This is a genomic window from Microbulbifer sp. ABF4_107, assembly GCF_056312215.1.
Genome location: NZ_CM149983.1, coordinates 2,837,073 through 2,856,800, shown reverse-complemented (window position 1 = coordinate 2,856,800; position 19,728 = coordinate 2,837,073). Strand labels below are relative to the sequence as shown.

Below are 19,728 nucleotides of genomic sequence, written 5' to 3'. Positions count from 1 at the left end.
AGAAAAGTTTTATTGATGAGTTTTTTGAAGTTAGTGAAAGAGAGGGAATTGGTTATTTACGCGAAGGGCTCTTTTTCGCCCCGGCCCTTGCACCAGAACCCGTGGCTTTGGACTTCAGCTCCAGCAACTTGCTGAGCCCCGAGCCCAGTTTCATCAGTTTGAGCAGGTCCTTTTCATCCAGCTTGCTCAGGGTATTGGCAAACTGGTCGAGCATTTCCAGCAGGCTGTAGACCTCCTGGATTTTCTTCTGCGCCTCGGCCTCCTGATCATCCCCGGGTTCTGCCAGCAGCAACTGGCGCAGCAGGGTAAGTGTCGGGTCCAGCTCGCGCTTGCGTCGCTCCTCGAATACGGTGCGTGCGAGATCCCAGATAGAGCCCGCCGCGGTAAAGTAATCTTTTCGGTCTCCCGGCTGGTGGTGTAACTCAATCAGCCGCCATGCCTGTAATTCCTTGAGTCCCATGCTCACATTGCCGCGGCTGATCTTCAGCGCTTCCGCCAGTTGGTCTGCATTCACCGGCTCGCTGTGGATCGTCAGCAGCGCGAACATCTGTCCCACCGTGCGGTTGAACCCCCAACGGCTGCCCATTTCGCCAAAGTGCAGAACGAAGGCCTGAGCCTGACTGGAAAGTTTCATTAGTTTTGGTTTCTTCTTAACTTTCAGAAATTTCTGAAAATTGTAAACCTGTTTTGATCTATGTCAAGTGAAAGCTAGTGGTCCATGGCGTGCAGGGCGCGGGTGTGCCAATCGGCGGGAACCAGGAAGCCGCGGCTCACCTCACCGTGGCGGTCGCGTGTGGCCACGCAAACGGGGCCGCGGGTGAGGAGCGCCTCGTCGATGCGGGTGGCGCGGGAGGGGAGGTCACCGTCAATTTGCGCAAGCCAGCAGGGCTTGGGTAGCAGCCACCAGTCCCCACTGCTAAATAGGTAGTTGTGGAATCCCGTCAGGTCTGTCCACCAGTAAGCGCTCGCGGCAGGGCTGTCCGTTGTTGCGGTCAGCGCCGGGAAAAGTCGCCCCGGCATCAGTGCCCATTGCCGGTCTACACGGAACCCGGATGCCAACAGGGTGGCAGAGCCAGCGGCACTGTGGGCAATCGGCAGCTGGTGGTCGTGCATGCGTGCGAGTTTGATATCCAGCCGGTCCCGCAGCCCCGGTCCCACCCAGTAGTCTCCAACCTGCAGATAAAACTTCAGTGCTATTTCCCAGTGCTCAAGTGCACTGTCTGGGTTGTGGCGCACAACAAAATCCAGCTCGCCAAGAGTCTTGCCCTGGTCGCGAATGGGAAAGTTATGGGCCAGAAGTTCATAGTCCGGGTGATGGGTAAAGGCGAATGCCCACAGGCTCTCGAAATAGATACCCAGCCGATGGTTGCGCAACTGCTCGAGATGCGCGAGCAGGGAGGGCTCCAGTTGTGGCTGGATTTCAGCGCGGGAAAAGAACTCGGTGAGCGCCCGGTGGCGGTTTGCCGGTAGCCAGGGCAGGGGGAACTCAGGGGCAACATCCGGCGCGCCCAGTGCCCACAGCAAGTTCTGCCAGTGGTTGGGGGGCGCGCTGGAGGGCGCTGTGGGGCGTGGGCTGCTCATGGCCGGAGTATAGGTAATTGCACGCCCGGCCGAAATACGTGCGCGATCGGTGCTTTACCATTTGAAGCGGAATCCAATGGACAACTGCACACTGTCGCTATCACCAAAGTTTTCAACACTGCTGGCATAGTCCACTTCACCGTAGACGGAGCAGCGATCACCGCACTGGTCGTAGGTAAACCCCAGTCCCAGCTGTGCCCACCATTCATCCCGTGCCTGATACAGGGAGGTGCCGGAGACTTTCACTTCGGTTTTATCATCAAAGTAGTAATAGGTGTTGGCAATGGCGTAGAGGCCGATGCGCTCCAGCAGCAGATTGCCGTACATATTGCGATTGTTGCGCTGGCTCACCCGGTGCTCAAATGCCAGCCCAAGCCGGGCAAAGCCACCCTGGTTTTCGGTGTCTTCCAGCCTTACCCCGTAGGGGTCGTGGTTATCGTCGATATCTTCCGCGGTATAGGCCAGTTGCAATTGCGGTGTGAGGGAATAGAAATCGCAGAGTTTGAAGCTGTGTCCACCTTCGGCGGAAAAATTGAAACCGATGGCATCATTGCCGGTGCCGAGAACCCAGAGCTCTCTCGAGTAGAGGTCGGAATCAAACCAGTTGAACTGTGCCTGAATATCCGCGTAGCTGCCCTGGCTGCCATACCAGGTCAGGGTACTGCCGATGCCCCAGTTATAGGTATCGATATCTCCCTGGCCAAAGTAACTGTCCAGCTCGGTACTGCCGTAACCGTACTGGGCAAAAATGCCCAGCATCAGGCGCCCGCGGTACACCGAGGGGTCAAAGGAGAAATCGGAGCCGATCTGCACCTGCCCGAAATCCTGCTGCCAGTGTGCCGTCGCGGTGGATTCTTCCGGGGCATTGTCGTTGTAAACAGAGTTGACCCGCATCCACAGGCCGCCGCCGTCAATGGTGCGCTCCACCGCATCGCCGTAGCAGCACAGACCGCGGTCCTTGAAGCTGGTGCCTGCCCAAAAGCGGTTGCCCACGCGCTTGCGCAGAGTAGTGGGCTGGTTCATACGCCGTATGGCCTGGGCGTAGGTTTCGTACAGGACTGCGCCCGGTTGCCAGCGCGGTATCAGTTGCCCGCTTTCATTAAATGGATCCGGAAGGGTGGAGCGCAGATACCAGTTCCCGTCGTCAGGATCACTCTGGCCGCCATAGTGCAGGGTGTAGCCATAGGCGCCGCCGACCGTAACGGGCTGACCGTCGTAGCCGATGTATTCGCCGTCCAGGGTAAACGCATCCGCGGAGGAGTTCCCCGCAACGTCAATGATCTTGATACCGTCGCCGGTTGTTGCGGCGCCGTCGCCACCAAAATTGTAAATCCGCACGAACGTGTGTCCGGCAGTGTCCCCGGCCACGTTCAGCAGGTCCGTAGGGCTATCGTCGCCGGCCAGGGTGGTTTCCATCCAAAGCCGGCCGTTGTCGCCGGTGTAATTGCCAAAGCGACCGTCGTCGTGCGGTGCGAGGGTCAACTGGTTAATGCGGCCATCGTTTAGCCACAGGGTGCCGGCATTGACGACATCGCCGTGGATGGTAAAAGCGTTGGGGATAAATTCGACCACGCCACCGCGGCGAATGGTCAGTCCCAGGCGCTCGCCGTTGGCAGCGGTTCCGCCGCCCACTTCGAGGGTGCCAAAGAAATCGATTTTCGAGCTGCCGTTCACTATCACCTGTTCCCAGTTTTGCAGCAGCCTGCCGTCCAGGTCGTGATCGAGAACGAATTTGATACTGTCGATATAGCCATCGTCGGCGGTGAGGTCATCGCCGCCGTCGAACAGGGTGGTCGCGTCGTAGGCAAAGGAATCCACGCGGGCGGTATCGGATCCGTCGCCGCCGATAAAGTGTTCGATAACGCCTTCGTCGTAGTAGAAGTGGTCGTCCCCCGCGCCCATATCCGCACGGTGGAAGATAAACCCTTCGTCCAGGATCAGCGTGTCGTCACCGTCCCCGGTCAGGACTTCGAACGCGACACCATCGAGAATCTCAACGTAGTCTTTACCCGCGCCGGTGTGGATACCACCGGAGAAGTAATTACCGATCGTCGAGTCGCGACCTTCGACAATCACGGTATCGTTTCCGTCACCGGTCTCGAGATTTGTATCAATTTCTCCATCGAGTATCTCTACGGTGTCGTTGCCCGCTCCGGTATCGACGGTACCCAGTGTGACGGTATCGATCGAAAGGAAATCGTTTCCACCAAGTGCGCTGACGTCTGCGCCATCGGGATCGTTGTCCGGGTCACAGAAAATCTGATCGGGGCCCTCTGTTCCGATATTGCCGGGAGTACACTCCGCACTGGCGCCGGACGGGGATAGGAAAAGGCCGAGGGCGACCGGCAGCAGGGCGGCGGGTAGATATACCCGACCCTTAGAATTCATAGGTGATACCCAGATTCAGGGTCCATGGATTGACTTCGAAATCCGAGTAGAGACGCTGGTAGCCCGGGTCTGTTTTGTAGGTGACGATCGTATCGGTGTTGGCATCGGTGTAGATGACCGCCGCATTGATCAGCCAGGAGCGCGCCACGCCGCGGCCCAGGCGCCAGTCGATCCCCAGCTGGGCGCTCGCTCCCCAGCTGTGGCTCATACCGAAATAACTGGGGCCGGTCGCTATGCCGCTATCCACCAGGTAATCCTGGAAATCCGCGGTCAGTTCGTCGTCGTAAAAATCCGAGTAATTGAGGCCGATGCCCAGGTACGGCTGGCCCAGGCACTCCAGGTCCATCATGTACCAGTTGATAAAGAGGTTGGCGGAGGAGGCGCTAAAGCGCCCGAAGTCGATGCGTTCGTACCCCGGGCGCCCTTTCAGGTGATCCAGCCTCAGGTTGAAATCGGCCCCGTCCGTATACATGAGCTCCACACCGAAATAGGGCAGAGGACGCCAGACCCCGGAAATATTCCAGCCTACATCGTCTTCGACGTGCCACTCCGTGCGGTAGAGGTTCCAGTCCTGGAAGATGTGGTATTTCAGCGACGTATTGTTGTCATCCGGGTAAATAAAGCTGGCGCCCACCCGTGCGTAAAAACGCTTGAGGTCCACATCGGAAACAGGAATCTGCGCGTGCGCCAAAAGCGGGAACAGAAATGCTATGCAAGCGGCCAGCCTGAGACTTTTCATTGTTAACTCCGTTTAACACCGATTAGCCCTGCTTATGCGTTATTGGCCAAGGGTCCTTGTAACAGCTTTTTGTGGCGCGGCATTTATTGAACTTTGGGCTGCCAGAGGAATTTCATTGGGCACCTGTAAAAGTAGCAGCAGGAAGGGAAGTTGCAGGGAAATTGGTGACTGGAGGTGGCTGCTTGGGCGCCATGAGTAAATGGCGCCAGGCAGTTGCAGCTCTTGTAAAGGGCTAGCCATTCACCGCGAGCTGTGCCCACCAGCCACTGCCTTCAGGTCACACAGAGGCATTCCGGTCTTGATCAGAGATTCCCTAGGCAAGTGCGAATTCAATTTTACGGCGTTCCATATCCACCCGAACGACGCGCACTCGCACGGTGTCGCCGATACCGAAACCTGCTTTGTTGCGCTCGCCGCGCAGGCGCTGCTGACCGGCATCATAGTGGTAGTAATCTTTAGTCAGTGCCGAGATATGAATAAGTCCCTCCACCTGAGTTTCTTCAATTTCTACAAACAGGCCGAAATTCATCACACTGCTGACCACACCCTGGAAGGTCTCGCCGATAAAATCCTGCATATATTCGCACTTGAGCCAGGCGTCCACATCCCAGCTGGCCTTATCCGCGCGGCGCGAAGCCTGGGAGCAATGTGAGGCGAGAGAAGTGACAGAGGATTTCGGGTAAGGGTAAGCCGTCGCACGATCCAGGATGGGAGCGCTCGCAAAGCGACGAATGGGATTTGCAGAGCGGCCTTTAAAGAACTGCGACAGGCGACGTAGCAGGGGGCGATCATTTTGCGAACGGATCACGAAACGGATGGCCCGGTGCACCAGCAAGTCAGGATAGCGGCGGATTGGCGAGGTAAAGTGCGTATATGCCGGATAAGCCAGACCGAAGTGCCCGCTATTGGCCGCGCTGTATTCCGCCTGGCTCAGGGAGCGCAGTAACATGGTACGTATGATCTGGGCGTCATTGCGGTCCGCGATGCTTTTGAGTATCTGGTCGTAGTGCGCAGGTGAAGGTTTATCCCCGCCACCCAGCTTTAGACCTTTGGCGGCAAGAAAATCCCTCAGCAGAGCCAGTTTCTTGTCCCGCGGTCCAGCGTGTACCCTGAACAGAGCTGGGATCTTCTCCCGCTTCAGGAAGTCTGCCGTAGCCACATTTGCACTCAGCATGAACTCTTCGATCATCTTGTGCGCATCGTTTCGGACTACAGGAATAATCCGGTCAATTTTTCGGTCGCTGGTAAACGCAAAGCGTACTTCTGATTTTTCAAAATCCATCGCACCGCGTTTCTCCCGCGCTTTTTTCAGTACGCCATACAGCTGGTGCAGTGCCCGGACCGGAGCGGCCACATTTTTCAGTGGGTGGTTGTGGGGAGCTTCCCCGTTCATGGACGCCGGGGAAGTAATAAAAGCGTTTACTTGCTGGTAGGTAAGCCGGGCGTGGGAGTGGATGACACCTTCGGAAAAGGTATAGTTTACCAGCTTGCCGTGCCTGTCGATGGTCATCTCGCACACCATCACCAGTCTATCCACCCGCGGATTCAGTGAGCAGAGGCCATTGGAGAGGGACTCCGGCAGCATGGGCACCACGCGTCCGGGAAAGTAGACAGAGGTAGCGCGGTGTTGCGCCTCTTTGTCTAGGGGACTGTCCGGTTTCACATAGTGGGATACGTCGGCGATGGCTACGAACAGGCGCCAGTGGCCAGTATCTGCTTTCTCGCAGTAAACGGCATCATCAAAGTCTCTGGCGTCTTCGCCATCGATAGTGACAAATGGCAGCTGGCGTAAATCTACGCGATGCTGCTTGTCACTTTCAGGTACTCTGTCACCAAGCTGCAGCGCTTCTTGTGCCGCTGCCGGTGGCCAGATGTACGGTATTCCGTGGCTGCGGATGGCGATGTCGATCTCCATACCCGGAGCCATGGCGTCGCCGATAACTTCGCTGATCTTTCCGAACGCGTTGTAGCGATAAGTGGGGAAATCGATAATATCTACCGCAATGTATTGCCCCGGAGTCGCCCCCATCAACTGGCTGGCGTCGAGATCAATCTCGTGGGCGATGCGGCTATTTTCCGGCTTGAGAAAGTATTGGTCTTCCTCCTGGTGTAGTCGCCCGATCAATTTATGTGTATTGCGTTCCAGTACCCGTATAATTGTCCCGGTTTTACGTCCGCGGCGATCTTCGCCACTGATGCGCACCTGTACCTGGTCGCCGTCAAATACCGTCAGCATTTCGTCGTCCGGTAAAAACAGGTCTTCGGGGGATGCATCGCTTTTGACGAAGCCGAACCCGTCCGCGTGGCCGATGACCCGGCCGCTGATGAGTTCATCTGGATTTACCAGACGGTATCCCTTGTGACGGTCCCACAGCACCTGACCATCTCGCTCCATGGCGCGTAGTCGACGGCGTAAGGCTTCTTTTTGGTCGGGGTCGGAGAGCTGGAGAGCCTGGGCCAACTGATCGCGGTTGAGTGCCTTCTGGCTGTTCTCCAGTAAGCTCATGATAAACGCGCGGGTTGGAATCGGATTGCTGTACTTTTCTTTGTCGGCCGGATCAAACGCGGCCACTGGGGTCTTTCGCATAGTTTGCTCTAGTAGAAACCGCCAGGAAGTTGGTGCTAGGTAAGAACTTGAAAAATGCGGGAGGTAAATCAGGTGTTACTTGGCAAGTCAGATTGGCGGAAATCGCTCAACAGGAGTTGAGTCGGTAATTGTCAGTGACAATCAGTCTGTATCAATTATGGACATCGTCGCTCAGGTTGGGGTGCCGAAGAAGGCGCCCCAACAGGCGCGGTCAGGCCGCGCCATGGCAGAGGGGTCAGGCGCAAACGATATTTTCAGCTTGCGGGCCTTTGGGACCCTGAGTTACGGAGAACTCGACCTTCTGGCCTTCGGTCAGTGTTTTGAATCCGGAGCTCGCAATCGCACTGAAATGTGCGAAGACGTCGGGGCCAGACTGCTGCTCGATAAAGCCAAAGCCTTTGGTCTCGTTAAACCATTTGACGGTACCGGTAGTAGTGTTGGACATGATCATTTCCTGTAAACAAAAAAAGGGTACGCCTTCATTAGGCATGAATAGCAAAAATAAAGACTTGAATTTAGATGCTACAGGACGAAGAAGAACTGCTACGACGAAACTGAGGATTTAAACGGGAGGCTTACTTTTTAACTGACTCCACTGTAGGCCCGCCGGTCGAACAAGTCAAAGAATTTCGAGATATTTACGTCCCAGTGAGTAAATGCAGGGCTTTGAGCGCTGAAGCGTCATTTGACGCAACAGTCAGGGGCCCTCGGCAGCGTAGTTTGAAATTATTTTTTATGCATAGCACCCCATATACCCGCCTGCGAGAGCGAGAACTCGCAAAATCCACCAAACCTTTTCTCGCCAAAGGCAAAAACGTGCGGCGCTGCGCCAGCTGCCAGATGGGGGAATTCGCCTGTATGTGTGCGTGGCGACCAGTGGCGGAAAGCAATCTGGATTTTGTATTGCTGATGCACCGCAAGGAATTGTTCAAGCCGACCAATACCGGCCGGCTGATTGTGGATGTCTTTCCCAGCACACAGGTCTTTCTGTGGAATCGTCTCGAAGCACCGCAGGATTTAACGGATATCCTGCAAGATCCCGAACGCAATTGCCTTGTGGTATTCCCAGCAGACGGCACTGAAAACTGCTCGCGAAACGTGGTGCAGGAAATTCCACCGAGTGAAAAGAAAACCACGCTGATTCTTTTGGACGGTACCTGGAAGCAGTGCAGCCGTATGATCGGCCTAAGCCGCTGGCTGGATGATGTTCCCTGCCTGAGCCTGCCCAAATCGCTGGTGCGATCCTATGCGGTCAGGGAGTCTGGAAGGGATCACCGATTTTCGACAGCAGAAGCGGCGATCAGTTGTTTACTGCTGGCTGGAGAGGAGCAGCCAGCGCTTACTCTGCAGCATTATTTTTCGGTGTTTAATCAGCATTATCTGGCGACGCGGGGGTGTTGTGCGCCGGAGTTGGGGGAGAGTCATGATTTTCTGCGGGGGGCTGCAGGTTAGTACAGCACTTTTCCAGTGCCGGTATTGGGGGGCTAGCTGTAAGCTTCCATGGCGGGCGTGATTCGTCGCTGCGCTCCTCACCCCTGCGGCTGTCTTAACGCGCGTGTCGCGCGTTGATCGAACCCGGCGCTTTGCGTTCCACTCGCGTCAACTCGGCCAAACAAAAAAGCCCGCAACCTTTCGGTTGCGGGCTTTTTTGTTTGGTGGAGATGGCGGGAGTCGAACCCGCGTCCGTCAGCACTCCGCCAGAGGCTCTACATGCTTAGATCCGTTAATTAATTTAATCCGCTACAGCCCAACGGGCAGGACGTAGAAGACGATTCTGAAAAAGTTTTAACCGATCCACCTCAGATAAGTTTCACGGCGATCCAGTTCTGTATAACAGCTTTCAGCGCGGTACTGGAACCTTGCTAAAGGCCGCTAAGGGACGAACCCTTAGTTAGTGCTTTACGGGCTGCTTACGCAGCCAGAGCGGCACCGTAGTTGTCGTCGTTGGCAACTAATAAAATGCAGCTTTGGATTTACGTGATTCGCTACCCTCACGGCATGCACCCATGGTTTTGTCACCGGCGTCGAATCCAAGTCATCCCCGAATTCTGCTCAGTGCTAAAGCACGTTTGCGTATCGATCATTATACCTGAAGCCGGATTGTCACAATAGACGTGACTCAAAAAAGTTTGACCGCCGGTTCAGGCCTTTTCGAACAGGGCGATGGACTCCACATGGGTGGTGTGGGGGAACATGTCCATTACGCCCGCTTTGCTTAGACGGTAGCCGGCCTGCAGAAGTTCCCCGGCGTCCCGGGCCAGGGTGGCGGGGTTGCAGGAGATGTAGAGGATGGCTTTGGCGTTGAAGTGGCGGATATTGCGCACCACTTCGAGGGCGCCGTTGCGCGGTGGGTCCAGCAGGATGCGGTCGAAGCCGCCGCGGGCCCAGGGGCTGCGGGTGAAGTCGGCGTTGAGGTCGGCGGCCTGGAACTGGATATTGGTCAGTCCGTTCGCCTCGGCGTTTTCGCGGCCGCGCTGGGTGAGCGATAACAGACCTTCTACGGCAACCACTTCCCTGGCGCGAGTGGCCAGGGGCAGGGTGAAGTTGCCGAGGCCGCAGAACAGATCCAGCACCCGGTCCTCCGATTGCATGTCGAGCAGTTCGAGGGCGTGGGAAACCATCTGCCGGTTGATGTCGAAGTTGACCTGGATAAAGTCCTGGGGATGAAAATCCAGTTTCAGGTCGAATGCGGGCAGTCCGTAACTCAGGCGATCGGGACCGGATTCCGGCCAGACCTTACGGGTGCTGTCGTCGCCCGCCTCCCCCTGCAGGTACAGGTGAAGATCGTGGGATTCTGCGAATGCGCGCCAGTGTGCCAGGTCGCTCGCGGAAAGCGGTTGCAGGTGTCGGATCACAAGGGCGGTATGGTCATCACCGACCGCAATTTCGATATGCGAAATTGCCCGGCGACCTTCGCACTGCAGAACGGTTTCCTTTAATCCCGGGATCAGTGCCGAGGCGGACGTGGGAAGTACCAGGCACTGGTCGATCTCGGTGAGTTCGTTGGAGCCCTTTTCCCGGAACCCGAGCACCAGCTGCGGCTTGCCTCCGCTCTTGGGTTTTACAAAACGCACGCCCAGGCGCGCCTTGTGGCGGTAGCCCAGGGTTGCGCCGGTCAGGGGCGGAATGACCTGTTCCGGAACGGCCTTGGCAAAGCGCTGCAGCTGGTCCAGGAGTATCTGCTGTTTGGCCTGGATCTGTGCCTCGGGAGTCATCTGTTGCAGCGCACAGCCTCCGCATACCTCCGCGTGGGGGCAGGGTGGCGACAAGCGGTCTGCAGATGGCTCGAGGATTTCTACCGCCACCGCCTCATCAAATTTGGCGCGCTGCGCGGTAAAGCGTGCGCGTACCTTCTCCCCCGGCAGTGCGTTATCCACAAACACGGTTTTGCCGTTGTAGCGTGCGATACCGCGCACCTCGTGGCTGAAGCGCTCGATATCCAGCTCCGGCGTGCCCTGCACGGGTTTCGGTTTCCCGGGGCGCTTGCCGTTGGCGGTGCGGTTGCGGACGAACGAGGGCGGTTTTCTGGCTGGCATGGGTGCTTACAGCACGGTTTGCGCAAACGCGGCGAGGATCAGCAGCGGGCAGACAATGCGCACGTACCAGGGCCAGATCTTCCAGAACAGGGTGTTCTCGATACCCGGGTGACCTTCCTGAAGTTCTGCCAGTAGCTGGTCGCGGCGCCAGATCCAGCCAGCAAATACGCACAGCGCGACGCCCAGCAGTGGCTGACCGTATTCGGTGCTGATGGAGATCACCAGTCCAAACAGTGCTTCGAAGTTGAAAATGATCAGGGTGCTGATGGCAAAAATGATCGCGCCCATCATCAGGGTGGCGGGCTTGCGCTTGAGTCCCAGGTTCTCGATGGAAAAGGCCACCGGTACTTCGAGCATCGAAATGGAGGAGGTGAGGGAGGCGATGACCATCAGGGCAAAGAAGGCGATGGCGACAAACAGGCCGCTGGTGCCCATGGTGTCGAATAGGGCGGGCAGTACCTGCAGGATCAGGCCGGGGCCGGCAATCAGGTCGCCCGCTTCGGAGAAGATCTGGGTACCCGCTTCCTGTGCCACGTACATGGCCGGCAGAATCAACAGGCCGGCGGTGAACGCGATGCCCACATCGATCAGGGTCACCAGCGCACCCAGGCGCGGCAGACTTTCCTGTTTGCTGAGGTAGGAGCCGTAGATCAACATGGTGCCCACACCCAGAGAAAGCGAGAAGAATGCCTGGCCCATGGCAGACAGCAGAAGTTGCGGAGACAGCTTGCTGAAATCGGGAATTAGATAGGCTTCCAGACCCTGCATGGCACCGGGCTGAGTGAGTACGTACACGATCAGCAGTAGCAAAAGAACAATCAGGGCTGGCATCAGTAGGGTCGACCAGCGTTCGATACCTTTCTCAACGCCACTGGCAATAATCAGCATGGTGAGGCCACTGAAGATGGCGGTAAAGGTGAAGTTGCGGGTGGTGCTGTCACCGGTGAGCCAGCTCGCGGTATCAGTCGCACCTACAAGGGTGGCGAAGGGATCTGCCAGGTGCGCCACCATCCAGCCGGCGACGATGGCGTAAAAGCTGAGAATCAGTGAGGCAACGGCGATACCACCGAAGCCCGCCAGTGTGCCCACGCCGCGGCTCACCGGGCCGGTGGAGATACCGCGCAGGGCTTTCACCATATTGCTGCGGGCGTGGCGGCCGATGGCGAGTTCCGCCATCAATACCGGGTAGGCCAGCATAAAGGCCAGCAGCAGGTAGACCATCACAAAGGCGGCGCCACCGTTGGCGGCCACATTGGTGGGGAAGCCCCAGATATTACCCAGGCCTACGGCGGAGCCGGCTGCGGCCATCAGAAAGCCGAAATTGGAACTGAACTGTCCTCGCGGTGCACTCATTGGTGAATCTCGTCGTTATTCTTCTGTTGAGGGGGAATCAGCGATTGTCCGTGCGCATCAGCCGCTGCTTCTGGCGGTTCCAGTCCCGTTCCTTCAGGGTTTCGCGTTTGTCGTGGCTGGCCTTACCTTTCGCCAGTGCGATCTCGCATTTGATCAGGTGTTTCTTCCAGTAAATGGCGGTACACACACAGGCATAGCCTTTCTGATTCACTGCGGCGACCAGCTTGGCAATCTCGCGCTTGTTCAGCAGTAGGCGGCGGGTGCGATCCGGATCGGTGACAAAGTGGGTGGAGGCGCTGGGCAGCGGCTGGACCCGCGCGCCCAGCAGCCAGGCCTGGCCGTCTTTGAACAGTACGTAGCTGTCGGTGAGCTGAGCCTTGCCTTCGCGGCAGGATTTGACTTCCCAGCCCTGCAGTTCCATGCCCGCCTCAAACTTCTCCTCGATAAAATAATCGTGCTTGGCCTTCTTGTTGAGGGCGATGGTGTTTGAGGACGGGGCCTTTTTCTTTTTTGCCATGAATACTTCTGTGTGCCTTTGTCAGGCGAATGTCGTGTCTTTTAGAGAATGCTGGAGCCGAAAAACTTCAGCGCAACGGTGTTGATAAAGATCAACAGCAGAATTGCCGGGATAAAGGTCCCGAGGGCGAAGTTTACATATTTCTGTGAGAGAGAGCCTGCAAAGCTGGTATCGCCCTCGTGTAGCTCCTGGTCGAAATTGGCCCGCTTCCACTTGTAGATCACGAAGATACATACCAGCAGGCCATTCAGGGGCAGGATGGTATCGTAAAACACGATTTCTACCAGATCGAAGAAGGATTTATCACTGCCGGCAAGGCTGACAAACTGGGTCAGCCAGTCCGCCATGCCAAAGGACATGGCACAGCACGCGGCGAGGATCAGCTGCACTGCCGCTACGGTGTAAATGGCCTTTTTGCGAGTCATACCGCGCTCGTCACGCAGAGTGGCGATGGGCACTTCAATGATGGAAACCAGCGAAGTGAGTGCCGCCACAAAGACCAGGAAAAAGAACGCCGCGGCAAATATGCTCGCGCCGGTGTAGCCGATGCTGTCCTGGAGAGAGAGGAAGATCTTCGGCAGGAATAGGAAGATCATACCGGCAGAGGAGTCGCTCAGGGAGGCGGTATCAATCTGCGGGTTGAAGTGGAAGATACTTGGCAGAATCAACAGGCCCGCGGTAAACGCGACCATGGTGTCGGTCAGGGCCACGGCCTTGGCGGAACCGGGGATGGAGTCCCGCTTTTTCATATAGGAGCCGTAGGTGATCATAATGCCCATGCCGAGGGACAGCGAGAAGAAGGCCTGTGCCATGGCCTTGCTGATGACCTCGCCACTCAACTTGGAAAAGTCGGGAATCAGGTAGTACTTCACCCCGATCATGGCGTTCTCGCGGGTCAGGACAAACAGCACCAGCACCAGCAGCATCACAAACAGCAGCGGCATCAGCGTCTTGGCCGCGCGCTCGATACCGTCTTTTACACCCATGGAAAGCACGCCATTGATCATCAGCATCAGCGCGATCAGGTAGAAGAACACGGTCTTGGAATTGATGAACTCGCCGAAATAGGCTTCGGTGGTGAGACTGGTCAGGTTGCCCTTGAAGATCTCGACCAGATACCCGAGGACCCATACGGTGACCACCATATAGAATACCGCGATCATAAATGGGGTGATGAGCGCCAGCCAGCCGGGGATACGCCAGAGTTTAGAGCTGCCGGAAAGCTGGCGATAGGCACCCACCGGGTCTTTATCGGTTTTGCGGCCGAGTGCCAGCTCCGCCATCATCACCGGCAGGCAGATCAGGAATACAAACAGGGCGTAAACCAGCAGGAAGGCGCCACCCCCGCTTTTGGTGGCGGCCACCGGGAAAGCGACCAGGTTGCCAATGCCGACCGCGGAGCCGGCGGCGGCCAGGATAAACCCGATGCGGGATCCGAAATGTTCTCGAGCTGCAGACATAGGTTTCTCGCTTGCCTTTTATTCTTGTCGTCTGAATGATTGCGGCCCTGGCCGCTGGATATGAGGTTGGCGGCCGGACTTTTTAACACTTTCGGGCCCGGAACAACCGGGCAGATAAAAACCGATTGTTGCAGGATTTATCCGCCTTGAGTAGCGTCGCGGGCGAAAATTGCCCTCGCCACACAGGATAGGCAAGAAATCCGCCTCCGTGGGGCAATCCTTAAATGATGAATAAAGCTTGACCGATGACAAAAATTGAGCGCAGCGCGCTGGTAATGTACAGCGCGGAACAGATGTTTGACCTGGTCAACGATGTGGCGAGTTACCCGCAGTTTTTACCGGGCTGTCGCGGGGCGGAAGTGCTGCACCGGGACGAAGAAACCCTGGAGGCGCGGCTGGACCTGTGCCGGGCGGGTATCAGCCAGAGCTTTACCACCCGCAACCGATTGCAGCGCCCGGATAAGATGGAGCTGGTGCTGGTGGACGGACCGTTCAGCAGTTTCAATGGTTGCTGGACTTTTACCCCGTTGGCCGAAAATGCCTGCAAGGTGGCCTTTGCGCTGTCGTTTAGCGTGGAGAACCGGTTGCTGGGTGCCGCGGTCGGCAAGCTGTTTAGCGGAATTGCCAACCAGATGGTGGATGCCATGTGCGAGCGGGCGAAGCAGGTCTATGAGAAGAACGGAACGAATGGAGAGAACGGATGACCAAGCAGAAAACCATCGCCGTAGAAGTGGTTTATGCGTTGCCCCACGAGCAGCGCCTGATGAGCCTGCTGGTGGAACCGGGTACTACGGCGCTGCAGGCGCTGGAGCTGTCGGGTATACCGCGGGAATACCCGGAAGTGGATCCGGCAACTGCGAAACTCGGGATATTTGGCCAGGCGCTTGGCACCAAGGGGTTGGCGGTGGCCGCGGAGTATGTTTTGCAGCCGGGAGACCGGGTAGAAGTGTACCGCCCGTTGATTGCCGACCCCAAAGAGGCGCGCAAGCAGCGGGCGGCGAAGGCGAAGCGTCAGGCCGAGGGCGGCTGACGCGGTTCGCTCCGGTCCGGGAAGCTGGGGGTGTTCAGGGCCAGTTGGCCGGCTGCCAGTCGCCGCTGGTTTCGATCAACTGGTCGCCATTGAAATAGACGGTGAAACGCTGCTGGGTCTCTTCCCCTTTGGGGCTGCGCACACGGTTGATGTAGTCCCAGCGGTTGGGGTTGAAGGTGTCCTCAACCAGCGGGGTGCCCAGCACGAAGCGTACCTGACGGCGGGTCATACCCGGTTGCAGTTTGTCGACCATCTCCTGGGTGATGATATTGCCCTGCTGAACCTGAATGCGGTGCACGCCGGGGAATTTGAACAGGCTGCAACCGGTAACCAGGCTAACCAGCCCGGCGATCAGCAGAATACGTACAACTGATGGCATTGAATGCTCCATCTGGATTTTTATGGTTCCTTAACGGCCCCCGACCTGACGAGGGTGTTCAGGTGGGGCTTGTGGCCCGGGCGTCCAGCGCCCGGCCCCAACACAGAATAGTCGCCATTCGGGCAATTAAGTTCCCGCATCTGCGGAAGATTCCTCACCGGATCCCCTCGCGGCACAGTTGGCGATTTCAGCGGTTGGGGTTTCGCTGTCCACACTGGGCGTGGATAATACCCGAACTATTCGCCTGCCAACAGGCGAAACACCGATAGAGAAAACACATCCGGAATCTGAATACACATGTCGAACGAAAATCAGGAACTGCGCAAGGCTGGCCTCAAGGTCACCCTGCCGCGTGTAAAAATTCTGCAGCTGCTCGAGAGCGCCAGTGAACAGCATCTGAGCGCTGAGGATGTGTACAAGATGCTGCTGGAGGCTGGCGAAGACGTCGGTTTGGCCACTGTTTACCGGGTACTGACCCAGTTTGAGAGCGCCGGCCTGGTGATGCGCCACAACTTTGATGGCGGCCACTCCGTATTCGAGCTGGACCGCGGCGACCACCACGACCACATGGTGTGCACCGATTCCGGCAAGGTGATTGAGTTCCACAACGAGCAGATCGAAGAGCTTCAGCACCAGATTGCCGAAGAGCACGGCTACGAGCTGACCGGCCACAGCCTGGTGCTGTATGTGAAGAAGAAAGAAGGCTGATAGCGACGAGCGTCGCTGCGCCTGACATGAAAAAGGGGAGCCTATGCTCCCCTTTTTCATGTCTGCCAATCACACCGGTGGGGTGTAATCGCTGGGGTATTTCCCGGTCTTGGTTGCGTAGAACTCACCAAACCGCGCCAGTTCCCTGGCCAGGTTTTCCCCCATTTCCATCGCGGGGCCGAGCCCGGCTTCCTTGCGCGCGAAATCGATAAAGCCGCATACCACCGGTACCGCCGCGCCGCGGGCAATGTGGTAGAAGCCGGTTTTCCAGCGCTCCGCCTTGCCGCGCGTGCCTTCCGGCGGCACTGCGATCACCAATTCGTCCCGCACCTTGTACTGATTGATGGTGGCTTCCACCAGGTTATTGGCCTTGCTGCGGTCCACCGCAATACCGCCAAACCAGCGCATGGTGCCACCCAGAGGAAACTGGAACAGTTTGTCTTTGCCCATCCACTGGGGGTTCACCTTCAGCTTCAGCGCGGCGAGGATAAAGAAATAGCCATCCCAGTTGGAGGTGTGTGGGGCCGCCAGCATCACGTACTTCTTCAGCTTCAGTGCGCGTTCGTCGGCGACCACCTTCCAGCCGTGCAATTTGAGCAGCAGGCGCGCGAGCAGGCGCAGGCAGGGAGTGAGGATTGGGGTGTTGAATATGGTGGTTTGCATAGTGAGACCGAGTTCTTTGCCCGACAGTGTAGTTGTATCCCCAGTGGGGCCTGGGTTTGGACGCGGCAGTATAAAGTGAATCTGCCGCCACTTTCGGTCAATTTCGGCCTCAGCTAGACCCCGGTCAGGCTCGCGCCAACATCTCCTCGGCGTGCGCCAGGGATTGTGCGGTGGGCTCGCCACCCAGCATGCGTGCGACTTCCACACTGCGCTCGGCATCTTTCAGCTCCCGCAGGGCCACAAAGGCCGCTTCTCCGTCACTGTGCTTCTCCACCAGGTACTGGCGATGCGCGCGGGCGGCCACCTGGGCCAGATGGGTCACGCAGATTACCTGGCCGCGCTCGCCCAGTTGGCGCAGCAGCTTGCCCACCACATCGCCGGTGGCGCCGCCGATACCCACATCCACCTCGTCGAATACCAGGGTGGGGGTGCGCGAGGTCTGCGCGGTGACCACCTGAATCGCCAGGCTGACCCGGGACAGCTCGCCACCGGAGGCGATCTTTCCCAGTGCCCGCGGGGCTTGGCCGGGGTTGGTGGCGATGAGTATCTCCACTTCTTCCAGGCCGGTGGCGGTGGGCTTTTCCAGTGATGTGAGTGCCAACTCCACCCGCGCGTGGGGCATGGCGAGATCCGCCAGCTGGCTGTTTACCGCATCCGCCAGCTTTTTCGCAGCTGCGGTGCGCAGTTTGCTGAGCTTGCCGGCGGCTTTGCGGAAGTCCTGCTCCAGCCGTTCGCACTCGCCAGCCAGCTTGTCCAGGGCATCCACCGCGCCGATTTCTTCCAGTTCCTGCTGCCACTGCTGTTGCAGTTCCGGCAGCTGATCCGGCTGGATCCGGTGTTTGCGGGCGATGGAGTAGATGGCGGACAGGCGCTCTTCCACTTCCGCCAGCCGCTCCGGGTCCATCTCAAAACGGTCGATATGCCGGGACAGGGTGCTGCCGGCCTCGTCGATCTGGATACGCGCGCTGTCGAGCATCTGCGCGACTTCGGCGAGCGCCGGGCTCTGTTCCGGCATGGCGCCCACCAGCTGCAGGGCGCGGTGCAGTTGCTCGGCGATATCGCCCTCACCGCCGTTCAGCAGCGCAGCCAGTTGATAGCTGCCGTTCAGGATGTCACCGGCATTGGCCAGCTGGCGCTGCTCGCTTTCCAGCTCCTCCAGCTCGTTTGGTTTCAGGTGCAGCTGTTCCAGCTCTTCTAGCTGGTATTCCAGCAGGTCGCGGCGGGCCTGGGTTTCCTCGGCGCTGTCTGCCAGTTTGCGGTAGCGGCGATACTGGTCCTGCCAGGTTTTGTAGTGAATGCGCACTTCGGCGCTCTGCGCCTCGGCGTGGGCGTATTCGTCCAGCAGGCGGCGGTGGGTGTCTTTCTTCAGCAGTGACTGGTGTTCGTGCTGGCTGTGGATATCGATCAGTTGTTCGCCCAGGGTGCGCAACTGCATCAGGGTGACCGGCTGGCCATTGATATAGGCGCGGGAGCGGCCGTCGGCACTGATGGTGCGGCGCAGGATTACTTCGCGCCCGGCGTCCATCTCCTGTTCTTCCAGCCAGGAGCGGGCGTCTTGATGCGCACTGATATCGAAGGTGGCGTGGATGTCGGCGCGCTTGGCGCCGGCTCGGACCAGCTCGCCGTTGCCGCGGTCGCCCAGCGCCAGGCCCAGGGCATCGAGGGTAATGGACTTGCCCGCGCCGGTCTCTCCGGTGAGGGTGCTGGTGCCCGGGCCAAATTCCAGCTCCAGCTGGTCGACCAGGGTGAACTGACTGATAGACAGATGCAGCAACATGGGAATGTGATCGCCGTTGTTAGATTGGTGATTCAGTAGTGGTTGTTTATACAGTATTTGTCCAGGGGGTTTCAATCACCCCGGGGGCTAATTGCGAGGCAATCAACGAGGCCGCTAACATAGTCGCCCACAGGTTGCGACATTATCCCGGCCCAATGGCCTGCCCGGCGCGGATCCCTGGCGGAATTACTTGAAGTGGCCACCGCTGCCCCCATATAGCCATCCTCACCCGCGGCGTCCCCGCTGCCGGTGTGTTCCCATTTTGACCAATTGGCAGTTGTCCGACGGACACAGACGGAGAAAGCAGTGGCCAAAGAGCGCAGCGAAGAAGAGCAGATCGAGACTGGCGATCAGGCAGAGCAGGCCGCCGAGGTGGAAACCCCGAGCGCCGAAGAGCAGCAAGCCGCAGAAGAAGCGCTGGCGGAAGAGCTGGCTGGCAGTGACAGTGCACTGGAAGAAGAGATCGCTTCCCTGCACCAGCAACTGGCGGACCACAAAGATATGGTGCTGCGCGCCCAGGCCGAGGTGCAGAACGCCCGCCGCCGCGCCCAGCAGGATGTGGAAAAGGCCCACAAATTCGGCGTAGAGAAGCTGATCAAAGAGCTGCTGCCGGTGGTGGATAACCTGGAGCGCGCCCTCTCCACCATCGATGGTGAAGATGAAGCGCAAAAGGCGGTGGTGGAAGGCATCGAGCTGACCCAGAAGTCTTTCATCGACACCCTGGTCAAGTCCGGTGTGGAAGTGATCGACCCGGCGGGCGAGCCCTTCGATCCGGAACTGCACCAGGCTATGACCCAGGTGCCCAACCCGGATGTGGAGCCAAACACGGTTCTGGACTGCTTCCAGAAAGGCTACCGCCTGAACGGCCGCCTGGTGCGCCCGGCGATGGTGGTTGTCAGCAAAGCGCCGTAAGGCCTTTCGCTTTTTCACCAGAAACCCTGTGGCGCCGCCCTTGAAATGTGAACGGCGGCACCAATATAAGCAGGCAACCGAATTAAACAGCGCAGCGC

At 58.1% G+C, this 19,728-nt stretch carries 18 protein-coding genes and 1 other RNA gene; 5 read left to right on the top strand and 14 right to left on the bottom strand.

What is annotated here, in order from left to right:
• Positions 1–52: 52 nt before the first annotated feature.
• The 6 genes from ACYX4K_RS11705 to ACYX4K_RS11680 form a co-directional block, all read right to left on the bottom strand.
• Positions 53–634: a GbsR/MarR family transcriptional regulator gene (locus tag ACYX4K_RS11705; RefSeq protein WP_475091950.1), complete on the bottom strand. Its 582-nt coding sequence runs from the start codon at positions 632–634 to the stop codon at positions 53–55.
• 74 nt (positions 635–708) lie between these two features.
• Positions 709–1,581 (bottom strand): DUF1853 family protein, encoded by an 873-nt coding sequence (locus tag ACYX4K_RS11700; RefSeq protein ID WP_475091951.1) that lies wholly within the window; start codon positions 1,579–1,581, stop codon positions 709–711.
• Positions 1,582–1,635: 54 nt separating this feature from the next.
• The gene (locus tag ACYX4K_RS11695) at positions 1,636–3,969 is read right to left on the bottom strand and encodes an autotransporter family protein (RefSeq protein ID WP_475091952.1); all 2,334 of its coding nucleotides are present in this window, start codon (positions 3,967–3,969) and stop codon (positions 1,636–1,638) included.
• Entirely contained in the window at positions 3,959–4,708 is a 750-nt protein-coding gene (locus tag ACYX4K_RS11690) for an OmpW/AlkL family protein (RefSeq protein ID WP_475091953.1), read from the bottom strand. The genes ACYX4K_RS11695 and ACYX4K_RS11690 overlap by 11 nt, the downstream gene beginning before the upstream one ends.
• A 313-nt stretch (positions 4,709–5,021) precedes the next feature.
• Positions 5,022–7,295 carry a ribonuclease R gene (gene rnr / locus ACYX4K_RS11685; protein ID WP_475091954.1) on the bottom strand — a complete coding sequence of 758 codons (2,274 nt, stop codon included), beginning with the start codon at positions 7,293–7,295 and terminating at the stop codon, positions 5,022–5,024.
• 235 nt (positions 7,296–7,530) lie between these two features.
• Positions 7,531–7,740, bottom strand: coding sequence for a cold-shock protein (locus ACYX4K_RS11680; protein WP_043319154.1), 210 nt, complete (start codon positions 7,738–7,740; stop codon positions 7,531–7,533).
• A 290-nt stretch (positions 7,741–8,030) separates the two neighbouring features.
• Between ACYX4K_RS11680 and ACYX4K_RS11675 the strand changes: the two genes are divergently transcribed.
• Complete coding sequence (locus tag ACYX4K_RS11675; protein WP_475093925.1) at positions 8,031–8,747, top strand: tRNA-uridine aminocarboxypropyltransferase; 717 nt, start codon at positions 8,031–8,033, stop codon at positions 8,745–8,747.
• Positions 8,748–8,948: 201 nt separating this feature from the next.
• Here ACYX4K_RS11675 and ssrA read toward each other — a convergent pair.
• From ssrA to ACYX4K_RS11650, 5 genes are all read right to left on the bottom strand, one after another.
• Positions 8,949–9,338: a transfer-messenger RNA gene (gene ssrA / locus ACYX4K_RS11670) on the bottom strand.
• Between the two features lie 98 nt (positions 9,339–9,436).
• A complete protein-coding gene (gene rlmD / locus ACYX4K_RS11665) occupies positions 9,437–10,831 on the bottom strand; it encodes a 23S rRNA (uracil(1939)-C(5))-methyltransferase RlmD (RefSeq protein ID WP_475091955.1) in 1,395 nt (464 codons plus the stop codon).
• 6 nt (positions 10,832–10,837) lie between these two features.
• Positions 10,838–12,184, bottom strand: coding sequence for a sodium-dependent transporter (locus ACYX4K_RS11660; RefSeq protein ID WP_475091956.1), 1,347 nt, complete (start codon positions 12,182–12,184; stop codon positions 10,838–10,840).
• 37 nt (positions 12,185–12,221) lie between these two features.
• A complete protein-coding gene (smpB, locus tag ACYX4K_RS11655; RefSeq protein WP_475091957.1) occupies positions 12,222–12,701 on the bottom strand; it encodes an SsrA-binding protein SmpB in 480 nt (159 codons plus the stop codon).
• A gap of 41 nt (positions 12,702–12,742) precedes the next feature.
• Positions 12,743–14,161 carry a sodium-dependent transporter gene (locus ACYX4K_RS11650; protein WP_475091958.1) on the bottom strand — a complete coding sequence of 473 codons (1,419 nt, stop codon included), beginning with the start codon at positions 14,159–14,161 and terminating at the stop codon, positions 12,743–12,745.
• 245 nt (positions 14,162–14,406) lie between these two features.
• Here ACYX4K_RS11650 and ACYX4K_RS11645 point away from each other — a divergent pair, with 245 nt between their 5' ends.
• Together ACYX4K_RS11645 and ACYX4K_RS11640 are read left to right on the top strand one after the other, a co-directional pair.
• Positions 14,407–14,865, top strand: coding sequence for a type II toxin-antitoxin system RatA family toxin (locus tag ACYX4K_RS11645; protein WP_475091959.1), 459 nt, complete (start codon positions 14,407–14,409; stop codon positions 14,863–14,865).
• On the top strand, positions 14,862–15,191 hold the full coding sequence (locus ACYX4K_RS11640) for an RnfH family protein (protein ID WP_475091960.1): 330 nt from the start codon (positions 14,862–14,864) through the stop codon (positions 15,189–15,191). Before ACYX4K_RS11645 ends, ACYX4K_RS11640 begins: the two co-directional genes overlap by 4 nt.
• Positions 15,192–15,225: 34 nt before the next feature.
• Here ACYX4K_RS11640 and ACYX4K_RS11635 read toward each other — a convergent pair whose 3' ends face one another.
• A complete protein-coding gene (locus tag ACYX4K_RS11635) occupies positions 15,226–15,570 on the bottom strand; it encodes an outer membrane protein assembly factor BamE (RefSeq protein ID WP_231758265.1) in 345 nt (114 codons plus the stop codon).
• 297 nt (positions 15,571–15,867) lie between these two features.
• Here ACYX4K_RS11635 and fur point away from each other — a divergent pair, with 297 nt between their 5' ends.
• On the top strand, positions 15,868–16,278 hold the full coding sequence (fur, locus tag ACYX4K_RS11630; RefSeq protein ID WP_475091961.1) for a ferric iron uptake transcriptional regulator: 411 nt from the start codon (positions 15,868–15,870) through the stop codon (positions 16,276–16,278).
• A gap of 69 nt (positions 16,279–16,347) precedes the next feature.
• Here fur and ACYX4K_RS11625 read toward each other — a convergent pair whose 3' ends face one another.
• Together ACYX4K_RS11625 and recN are read right to left on the bottom strand one after the other, a co-directional pair.
• Complete coding sequence (locus tag ACYX4K_RS11625) at positions 16,348–16,941, bottom strand: 1-acyl-sn-glycerol-3-phosphate acyltransferase (protein WP_475091962.1); 594 nt, start codon at positions 16,939–16,941, stop codon at positions 16,348–16,350.
• 124 nt (positions 16,942–17,065) lie between these two features.
• Positions 17,066–18,718 carry a DNA repair protein RecN gene (gene recN / locus ACYX4K_RS11620; RefSeq protein ID WP_475091963.1) on the bottom strand — a complete coding sequence of 551 codons (1,653 nt, stop codon included), beginning with the start codon at positions 18,716–18,718 and terminating at the stop codon, positions 17,066–17,068.
• A 306-nt stretch (positions 18,719–19,024) separates the two neighbouring features.
• On the opposite strand from recN, the gene grpE reads away from it, so the two are divergent.
• Positions 19,025–19,630 (top strand): nucleotide exchange factor GrpE, encoded by a 606-nt coding sequence (grpE, locus tag ACYX4K_RS11615; RefSeq protein ID WP_475091964.1) that lies wholly within the window; start codon positions 19,025–19,027, stop codon positions 19,628–19,630.
• Positions 19,631–19,728: the final 98 nt, after the last annotated feature.